At 74.2% G+C, this 8,475-nt stretch carries 8 protein-coding genes and 2 pseudogenes; 3 read left to right on the top strand and 7 right to left on the bottom strand.

Features of this window, described 5'->3' with window-relative positions; translation table 11 throughout:
• Positions 1-1,548: NAD(P)/FAD-dependent oxidoreductase (locus ACZ5TL_RS03680; RefSeq protein ID WP_468587293.1), on the bottom strand; the 1,548-nt coding region annotated here is incomplete at its 3' end.
• Between the two features lie 172 nt (positions 1,549-1,720).
• Here ACZ5TL_RS03680 and ACZ5TL_RS03675 point away from each other — a divergent pair.
• Entirely contained in the window at positions 1,721-2,683 is a 963-nt protein-coding gene (locus ACZ5TL_RS03675; protein WP_468587291.1) for an LLM class F420-dependent oxidoreductase, read from the top strand.
• Positions 2,684-2,839: 156 nt separating this feature from the next.
• A complete protein-coding gene (locus tag ACZ5TL_RS03670; RefSeq protein WP_468587981.1) occupies positions 2,840-3,181 on the top strand; it encodes a hypothetical protein in 342 nt (113 codons plus the stop codon).
• Positions 3,182-3,392: 211 nt separating this feature from the next.
• On the opposite strand, the gene ACZ5TL_RS03665 is transcribed toward ACZ5TL_RS03670, so the two are convergent.
• Both ACZ5TL_RS03665 and ACZ5TL_RS03660 read right to left on the bottom strand, forming a co-directional pair.
• Positions 3,393-4,424 (bottom strand): SDR family oxidoreductase, encoded by a 1,032-nt coding sequence (locus ACZ5TL_RS03665; protein ID WP_468587289.1) that lies wholly within the window; start codon positions 4,422-4,424, stop codon positions 3,393-3,395.
• Positions 4,425-4,430: 6 nt separating this feature from the next.
• Complete coding sequence (locus ACZ5TL_RS03660) at positions 4,431-4,901, bottom strand: phage holin family protein (protein ID WP_468587287.1); 471 nt, start codon at positions 4,899-4,901, stop codon at positions 4,431-4,433.
• Between the two features lie 48 nt (positions 4,902-4,949).
• Here ACZ5TL_RS03660 and ACZ5TL_RS03655 point away from each other — a divergent pair, with 48 nt between their 5' ends.
• Positions 4,950-5,297, top strand: coding sequence for a VOC family protein (locus ACZ5TL_RS03655; protein ID WP_468587286.1), 348 nt, complete (start codon positions 4,950-4,952; stop codon positions 5,295-5,297).
• A 16-nt stretch (positions 5,298-5,313) separates the two neighbouring features.
• Here the strand turns inward: ACZ5TL_RS03655 and ACZ5TL_RS03650 are convergent, their stop codons facing one another.
• The 4 genes and pseudogenes from ACZ5TL_RS03650 to ACZ5TL_RS03635 all read right to left on the bottom strand — a co-directional run bounded on the left by ACZ5TL_RS03650 (position 5,314) and on the right by ACZ5TL_RS03635 (position 8,472).
• Positions 5,314-5,874: a GNAT family N-acetyltransferase gene (locus ACZ5TL_RS03650; RefSeq protein WP_468587284.1), complete on the bottom strand. Its 561-nt coding sequence runs from the start codon at positions 5,872-5,874 to the stop codon at positions 5,314-5,316.
• Positions 5,875-5,918: 44 nt separating this feature from the next.
• Positions 5,919-6,179, bottom strand: a pseudogene (locus tag ACZ5TL_RS03645) (peptidase S15); the annotation flags it as partial.
• Positions 6,170-6,526: pseudogene (locus ACZ5TL_RS03640) on the bottom strand (LD-carboxypeptidase); the annotation flags it as partial. The pseudogenes ACZ5TL_RS03640 and ACZ5TL_RS03645, both read right to left, overlap by 10 nt.
• Complete coding sequence (locus tag ACZ5TL_RS03635) at positions 6,523-8,472, bottom strand: prolyl oligopeptidase family serine peptidase (RefSeq protein WP_468587282.1); 1,950 nt, start codon at positions 8,470-8,472, stop codon at positions 6,523-6,525. The gene ACZ5TL_RS03635 and the pseudogene ACZ5TL_RS03640, both read right to left, overlap by 4 nt.
• Positions 8,473-8,475: the final 3 nt, after the last annotated feature.

Raw genomic sequence — 8,475 nt, 5'->3', positions numbered from 1 at the left:
CTGATTCCCGGCCGGTCCGGCACCAGGGCGCCCCTTCGCCGTCTCCGCCTCGGAGCGCGGCTCCGCGCCCCCGGGTCCGGGACGCACCTGCGTCGCCCCGGACCCGGGCTGCCCCTTCGCGGGCTCATCGCCGGACCGGGCCCCCTCGGGCTCCCCGGTGCCGGTCCCCCCGTCCTCCGTGTCCGCCGCGAGCGCCGCCCCCGGGCCGGACCGGGCGCTCGTCTCCTGGCGTGGCCCGGGCCCGCCCGGCACCCGGGCCACCTCGGGCGAGGACGTGTCCAGCGGCACGGACCAGGACCGTACGAGCCCCAACTGCACGGCCTGACGCGGCAGTACCGCGTCGAGCAGCCAGTCGGCGGCGACGCGGACGCGGTTGCCTGGCATGGCGGCGAGGTGGTAGCCGCGCGTCACCGCACCCGCCGGCACGCCGGAGAGGGTCACGCCGAGCGGATTGGCGGCGGCCTTCGCACCGCCCAGATCGACGACGAACCCCAGATCGCGATGGCGGTACGGCTTGCGCGTGCCGCCGAGGCCGAGCGACGCGGCGACGTTCTCGGCCGCGATCGCGCCGTGCCGCCAGGCGTGCTGCGCGGTCATCGGCGTGTAACTGCCCGGGTTCTGCAGATCGGGCACCGCGGCCACGTCACCGCACGCGAACAGCTCGGGCCGGCCCGGCACCTGCAGGTGCGGGTCGACGAGCAGCCGCCCCTTCTCCATCGGCAGTCCGAGGGACTCGACCAGCGGGTCGGGCCGTACGCCCACGCACCACACCAGTGTCCGGGACTCGACGAACTCGCCGTCGGTCAGCACGACCCCGTCGTGCGTGGCCTCCTTGACGGAGGTGCCCATCCGCACGTCCACGCCGCGCTGCCGCAGTACCCGGTCGGCGGTGGCGGACAGTTTCTCGTCCATCTCGGGCAGGACCCGCGGCGCCACGTCCAGCAGCATCCAGCGCGGCCGCATGCCCTGCCGCAACGGGTGCTTGCGGACCTGCGCGTCGGTGAACATCTGCCCGTGCGCGGCGACCTCGGTGCCGGTGTATCCCGCGCCGACCACGACGAAGGTGCACCGGGCGGCGCACGTATCCGGATCGTCGGCGGCGGCCGCGAGCTCCACCTGCCGGGTCACGTGGTCCCGCAGGTACAGCGCCTCGGGCAGCCCCCGGAACCCGTGCGCGTGCTCGGCGACGCCCGGGATGGGCAGCAGTTTGTTGACGCTGCCCGCGGCCAGCACCAGCCGGTCGTAGGCGAGGGTGCCGCCCTCGCCCTCGGGACCGGTGTAGTGCAGGGTGCCGTCGTCGAGGTCGATCCGGTCGGCCTCGCCCAGCACCAGCCGGATGTTCGGCAGCGTGTCCGACAAGGAGACGGTGACCCGGCGCGGCTCCAGGATGCCGGCGGCGACCTGGGGCAGCAGGGGCAGATACAGGAAGTAGTCGGTCGGGTTCAGCAGGGTGATGTGGGCCCGGCCCCGGGTGATCCGGGACAGGGTGCGGGCGGTGCGGTACCCGGCGAAGCCGGCACCGACGATCACGATGCGGGGTCGACTCACGGTCGCTCGCCTCCGGCGCTGTCGCGTAGCTCGGCAGCCTTCCGCGTCCCCCTGGCCAGGGCACCCAAACGTCCGGCGGGGCCAAGCCGCCCCCACGGCGCCGGTTTCCGGCCCCGTGCGCGGGTAACCCGGTGCGGGATACGGACCCCCCACGTCGCGGAGGCACTCCCCCATGCCCGAGTACGGCTACTTCCTCTCGTGCGAGCAGTACGGCCCCGCCGAGCTGATCGAACAGGCGCGCATGGCCGAGCAGGCCGGTTTCCAGGCGCTGTGGATCTCCGACCACTACCACCCGTGGAACGACGAGCAGGGCCAGAGCCCGTTCGTGTGGTCGGTGATCGGCGCGCTGTCCGAGGCGGTGTCCCTGCCGGTCGAGACAGCGGTGACCTGCCCGACGGTGCGGATGCACCCGGCGGTGGTGGCGCAGGCCGCGGCGACCAGCGCGGTGATGACGGACAACCGCTTCCGGCTGGGCGTCGGCTCCGGCGAGGCCCTCAACGAGCACATCCTGGGCGACCACTGGCCGCCGGCCCACGTCCGTCTGGACATGCTGGAGGAGGCCGTCCAGGTGATGCGCCGGCTGTTCACCGGCGAGGAGGTGAACCACCACGGCCCGCACTACACGGTGGAGAACGCTCGCCTGTACACCGTCCCTGACGAGCCGATCCCGATCGACATCTCCGGCTTCGGCCCGGCGGCGACCCAGCTCGCGGCCCGTGTCGGCGACGGCTACATCACGGTCATGCCGGACGAGACCATGGTGGAGCAGTACCGCAAGGGCGGGGGCGGCGGAAAGCTGGTCAGCGGCGGCACCAAGGTCTGCTACGGCACCGACAAGGATGAGGCCGTAGGCACCGTCCACCGGCTCTGGGCGAACGAGCAGCTGCCGGGTGAGCTGGGCCAGGTGCTGCCGTCCCCGAAGCACTTCGAGCAGGCGCAGCAGCTGGTCACCGAGGACATGGTGCGCGAGAACCGGGTGTGCGGCGACGACGTGGACGAGCACGTGGCGGAGCTGAAGCAGTTCGCCGACGCGGGCTTCGACCGGGTCTACGTCAACCAGATCGGCCCCGACCTGCGCGGCTTCTTCGACTTCTACCGCACGAAGGTGCTGCCGCAGCTCCAGGAGTCCCTCTGACAAGGGCTGACAAGGGCTGACAAGGGCTGAGGAGAGCTGACGGGGGCTACGGCCGGCGAGGGCCGGCGAAAATCAGGAGGCGGCAGAGGCACCGGGTCGCCTAGAGTCGCCGGCATGTCTGTACGCCGTCGTATGCGTGACGCCCTGCCGGACGCGATGCGTGCCCGTGACAAGACCGCGGTGAGTGCCCTGCGCGGCACGCTGGCCGCGCTGGACAACGCCGAGACGGTGCCCGTGGACGCGACCGCGCCGCGGGCCGCGGCGCTCGAGGCGTCGCCGGTCGGTGCGGGTGCCACGGAGGCACCGCGGCGTGAGCTCAGCGAGGACGAGGTGCTCGACGTGGTGCGCGCCGAGACGGCCGAACGGCTGGAGGCGGCGGCCCGGTTGACCGCCCCGGCGCATGCCACTCGGGCCGCACGGCTCCGGGCCGAGGCGGCCGTGCTGCGGCGGTTCCTCGACGGCGCCGAGGGCCTCGCGGGCCTCTCAAAAAACGCGTAGCAGGCCGGCTAGGGCCTGTTGTGAAAGTGGCGTCTGCCGCGCGACGCCCGGCACGCCCTCTCGCCGCACCGTCCGAAAGCCCGAGTACGCCCAGTACGAGTGCTTCCGGACGGCACTCCCCCAAGCTCTTCGAGCAGGGGGTACCCCCAGAGCACGCACCGGACGCCGCGCGGCCGCCCTTCGGGCGACGACGCCACTTTCGCAACAGGCCCTAGCGGCGGACCGCCCCGGCCAGCTTGCGGGCCGCCAGTGCCCCCGCCCCCACGGTGAGGGCGGCGCCCATCCATGCCCGGTTGCGCGACACCCACTGCTGGGGACTGTCGTCCGTGGCCTCGTCGTCGAAGCGTCCGTGCGCGCCGAAGTCCCGCCCGTGCGGCCCGTCCGCGGGGGCCCACAGGTTCGCGGGCCCGTCGTGCGCGCCCTCCTCCTGCTGGGCGTCGACGTTCGTACGCCCCAGATAGCGGTCCAGCAGCCCGGGGACGACCGCGTTGGCGACGAGCGTGGCGACGGTGGAGCCGCCCACCCAGTACTCCCGGCGCCGGGCGTGCGCCGAGGCGTGCACGATCGCCCGGGCCGCGACCTCCGGCTGGTACACGGGCGCCACGGGCCGGGCCCGCCCCGGCATCCGGTTCAGCACCCAGTCGAACTGCGGGGTGTTGAGGCCCGGGAGTTGCACCATGGTCGTCCGCACTCCGCTGCGGGCGTGCAGCAGTTCGCAGCGCAGGGACTCGTTGAAGCCCTGGATCGCGTGCTTGGCCCCGCAGTACGCCGACTGCAGCGGAATACCCCGGTAGGCCAGGGCGGAGCCGACCTGGACGATCGTTCCGCGGTCGCGCGGCCGCATGTGCCGCAGGGCGGCCCGGGTGCCGAACACGTAGCCCAGGTAGGTCACTTCGGTGACGCGGCGGAACTCGTCCGGGGCGACCTCCGTGAACGGCGCGAACACCCCGGTGAAGGCGTTGTTGACCCAGACGTCGATGTGTCCGTACGTGTCGACGACCTGCTGGGTGGCGGCGTCGACGGCCTGGGCGTCGGAGACGTCCACGCAGACGACGAGCGCCTCTCCCCCGGCGCGCCGCACGTCGTCCGCCGCGGCGGCGAGTCCCTCACGTCCCCGGGCGAGCAGGGCGACCTTGTCGCCGCGCGCGGCGAAGGCCCGGGCCGTGGCCCGTCCGACCCCGCCACTGGCTCCGGTCACCACGACCACGCGGCCGTGCCCGTGCGGTGTTCCCGTCGTGCTCATCCGCCATCACGCCCCGTGGCGGGGTACGTCCGGGTCGTCCGCGGGCCGCGGGGGCACCGCGTTCCGCGCGGGGCCGGGCGGGGCCGGCGGCACGGGCGGATACGGCAGACCGCCGGCGGCCGCGGCGGCCTGGCCCGCGCCCTCATGGCCCGGGACCGTCCCGGCAGCGTGCCCGGGACCCGGCCGGGACGGCCGGGCCATGCCGCGCAGCACGAACGCCGCGACCCCCAGGAGCGCGGCGGTGATCAGTGCGGCGGCCCAGTCGGGCAGGCCCAGGGCGAGTGCCAGCCCCACGGCGAGCGCGAGGGCCGCGCCCGCGTACAGGGCCAGGGCGCCGGACGCGGCATACAGCGCGGCCTTGCGGCGCTGCTTGCGCGTCTGCTCGCGCAGTTCGTCCCGGACGGTCTCGCGCGCCACCTGTGCCAGTTCGTCGACCAGATGCCTGTCCAGATGCTCCAGGTGATCCAACGGCTTCATGCCCGGCCGGGTACCCTCGCCCCCCAGCACATAACTAGGCTCGTCCGCATGGAGATTCTGGGTGCCACACTGCGCGTCTGCGTCGACGACCTCGAGACCGCGATTCCCTTCTACGAGCGGCTGGCGGGCGGCAGAGCCCAGCGCTTCGAACGGGGCGATGTCCAGGTGGCGGCGATCGGCTGCTTCCTGCTGATGAGCGGCCCGCCGGCCGAACTGGAGGTGCTGCGCAAGGTGGCGGCGACGATCGCCGTCACGGACGTCGAGGAGACCCACAAGGTGCTGACCGGGCTGGGCGCCCACATCGTCGCGGGGCCCATCGCCTCGCCGGCGGGCCGCAACCTGATCGCGCTCCATCCGGACGGGTCGGTCTACGAGTACGTGGACCGCCACGCCTGAGCCCGTCCGGGGCCGCTCAGCGCCGCCCCGGCTTCCTGATCATCTCGGTGGTGATCGCCCAGCGTTCGTGGTCGCGCCAGGCCCCGTCGACGAACAGCATCTGCGGTGAGAAGCCCTCCAGGCGGAAGCCGCAGGCGCGGGCCAGGGCGATCGACGCGGCGTTGCGCGGCTGGACGTTGATCTCCAGCCGGTGCAGCCGCAGCGGGCCGAACGCGTACCCCACGACGAGGTCCAGCCCTTCGCGCATCAGCCCGCGCCCGGCGGCGTGCGCGAAGGCGCCGTAGCCGAGGGCCCCGGACTGGAAGCCGCCCTCGACGATGTTGTTGATGTTGATGAAGCCGCCGACGGCCCCGTCGCTCTTCTCACAGACCAGGAACCCGGCCTTGGAGGGGTCCTCGATGAGCCGCCCGGCGTACGCGGTGTACGCCGGGGCGGTGTCGGGCGGGAAGAGCCACGGGTGGTGCAGATCCTTGCTCTCTCGCGCGCGGGCGGTGAACTCGGCACCGTCGTGGTAGGTGAAGTGGCGTATGCCCACCCGGGGGCCTTCGGAGAGGTAGCGGGATGCGTTGTGCGGCACCCCGCCACAGTAACCGCGCCGGCCGCGGCTCCCCAGCCGTGCCGTCAGGGCCCGGCGACCGGCAGCCGGAGCGTCCCGGTGTCGCGGGGGCCGCCGACCACCGTCACCGGCTTGATCCCCTGGTTGCCGAAGCAGGCGCCGTCGCTCGCCGCGATCACGAACCGCAGCCGGTGGCCCGTGTCGTTCCGGTGCACGATGCCGGGCAGCGCGACGGTGAAGCTCTTGGTCACGTCCGGGACCCGGGCCGGTGCGGCCAGGCGGCGCACCAGGGTGCGGGTGCCGTCGCGGGCGATGTCGTAGATCCGCTGAAACCGGCGAACACCTTCGGTCCGGCCGCCCGCATCGCGTCCCAGTCGAGCAGGTCGACCATGCGCTGCGCCCCGTAGCCGCCCCGGGCGCACAGCACCGCCGCGACGGACGGATCGCACCAGGCGTCCCGCAGGTCGGCGGCCCGCTGCGCGTCCGTACCGGCCAGGTAGTCCAACTCCTCGTGCCGGGCGAGCACATGAGGTGCCACCACCGGGTCGAGGTCCCAGCCGCGCAGGACGTCGAGCCCGGCCTGGAGCCGCTCCTCGGGCACCGGCCCGCTGGGCGCTACGACGGCGACGCGGGCGCCGGGGGCGAGCCGGGGCGGTCGCAGCAGCGGTCTCACCCGAGTCCCAGGGTCGGAATACCGGGCGGGTCCAGGCGGAACACCTGGGCGTAGAGGGAGAGTTCGGCCTCCAGGGCGCGCACCATGGTCTCGGCCCTGCGGAATCCGTGCCCCTCTCCCTCGAAGGCGAGGTAGGCGTGCGGCACCTTCCGGCCCTCCAGCCGGGCCAGGAACCGCTCGCACTGGACGGGCGGGCAGATCACGTCGTCCAGGCCCTGGAGCAGCAGGAACGGCACGCGGAGGCGGTCGGCGTGGGCGGCGGGCGAGCGCTCCGCGTACCGCGCGGGCACCTCGGCGAGCGGCCCGATGAGGCTCTCCAGGTACTGCGACTCGAAGTCGTGGGTCTCCCCCGTGCCCCAGCCGGTGAGGTCGAGGACGGGGTACTTGATGGTGCCGCAGGCGTAGACATCGGTCGTGGTGAGCGAGGCGGCCGCGGTCCAGCCGCCCGCGCTGCCGCCCTGGACGGCGAGCCGGTCGCGGTCGGCGGTGCCCTCGCCGGCGAGGGCCAGGGCGACGGCGGCGCAGTCCTCGACGTCGACCACGCCCCACTGCTCGCGCAGCCGCTCGCGGTACGGGCGCCCGTAGCCGGTGGAGCCGCCGTAGTCGACCTCGGCGACGCCGATGCCGCGCGAGGTGAAGTAGGCGATCTCCAGGTCGAGCACGAGCCCGGCGCGGCCGGTGGGCCCGCCGTGCGCCCGGACGACGTACGGCGGCAGTTCGTCGCCGGGTGCGACGCAACCGGGGTGGTGCGGCGGGTAGATGTGGGCGTGGATGTCGCGTCCGTCGGGTCCGGTGAAGGTCCGGATCTGCGGTTCGGGGTAGAACGCGGGGTCCACGGCGTCGTCGTGCTCCGCGCCGATGACGCGGGCGTGGCCGGTGCGGGCGTCCAGCTCGACGACCTCGTACGCGCTGCGCGGGCTGGCGCCGACGGCGACGACCCGGTCGCCGTGCGCGGCGAGGGTGGGTGCGAACTCGGTCCAGGGTCCGGCCGCGTCGACGACCTCGCCGGTCTCGGGGTCCAGGATGCCGAGGGCGGTGGCGCCCCGGCCGTGGACGACGGCGATCAGGCCGCTCTCCAGCGGCGTGAACCACCGGGAGCCCAGCTTCCACAGCGCCCCGCCGAACTCCTCCTCGCGCGGGCACAGCGGCTCCCCGTCGAGGTAGAGGTTCCACCAGCCGGTGCGGTCGCTCGCGTGCAGCAGGCGGCCGTCGTGGGTGAAGCCGGCCTGGGCGATGGACTCGTCCGGCCCGCCGGCCACGGTCCGGGCGCCGTGCAGGGTGCCGTCCGGGCCGACGTCGGCGAGGACCAGTTCGGTGCCGTCCCACGGCATGCGGGGGTGGTCCCAGGCGAGCCAGACCGCCTTCCGCCCGTCGGGCGACAGCTTCGGCCCGGTGACGAACCGGTGCCGGTCGTCGGTGAGTTCGCGTACGGCCTCCCGGTCCTGGGCGGCGGAGCCGTCCAGCGGTACGGCGGCCAGGACGCGGCGCACGTCGCTGGGGCCGTCGCCGGTGAACTCCTCCAGCACGCACCACACCTCGCCCCGCTCGGGCCGCGGCAGCGGCTCCGCCCAGCGCAGACCGCCGCCCACCGGGGAGACGGGCGTGAGCGGACGGGGTTCGCCGCCCGGCTCCCAGCGGTACAGCCGCTGGTCGGCGAAGTTCACGAACACCACCAGCGGGCCGCTGTCGCGGGCGAGGGCGGCCCACGGGTGTCCGCCGTACTCGATGACCCGGCTGCGCACGTTCCACGGGGCGGGCAGCAGGCACTCCTCCCGGCCGTCGGCGTGCCGGCGCACCAGGGCGCGGCGGCCGCCCTCGGCGGGGCGCGGTTCGGTCCACCACGCCTCGTCGCCGACGAAACCCACGTACTCCGGGTGCCCGTCGTGCGCGGCGGCCAGGGCCGCGTCGATGGGCGAGGGCCACGCCCCGTACGCCAGCGTCCGCACTGC

The sequence above is a fragment of the Streptomyces sp. NPDC033136 genome, from assembly GCF_055578235.1.
This window is presented reverse-complemented; position numbering and strand designations above follow the sequence as displayed.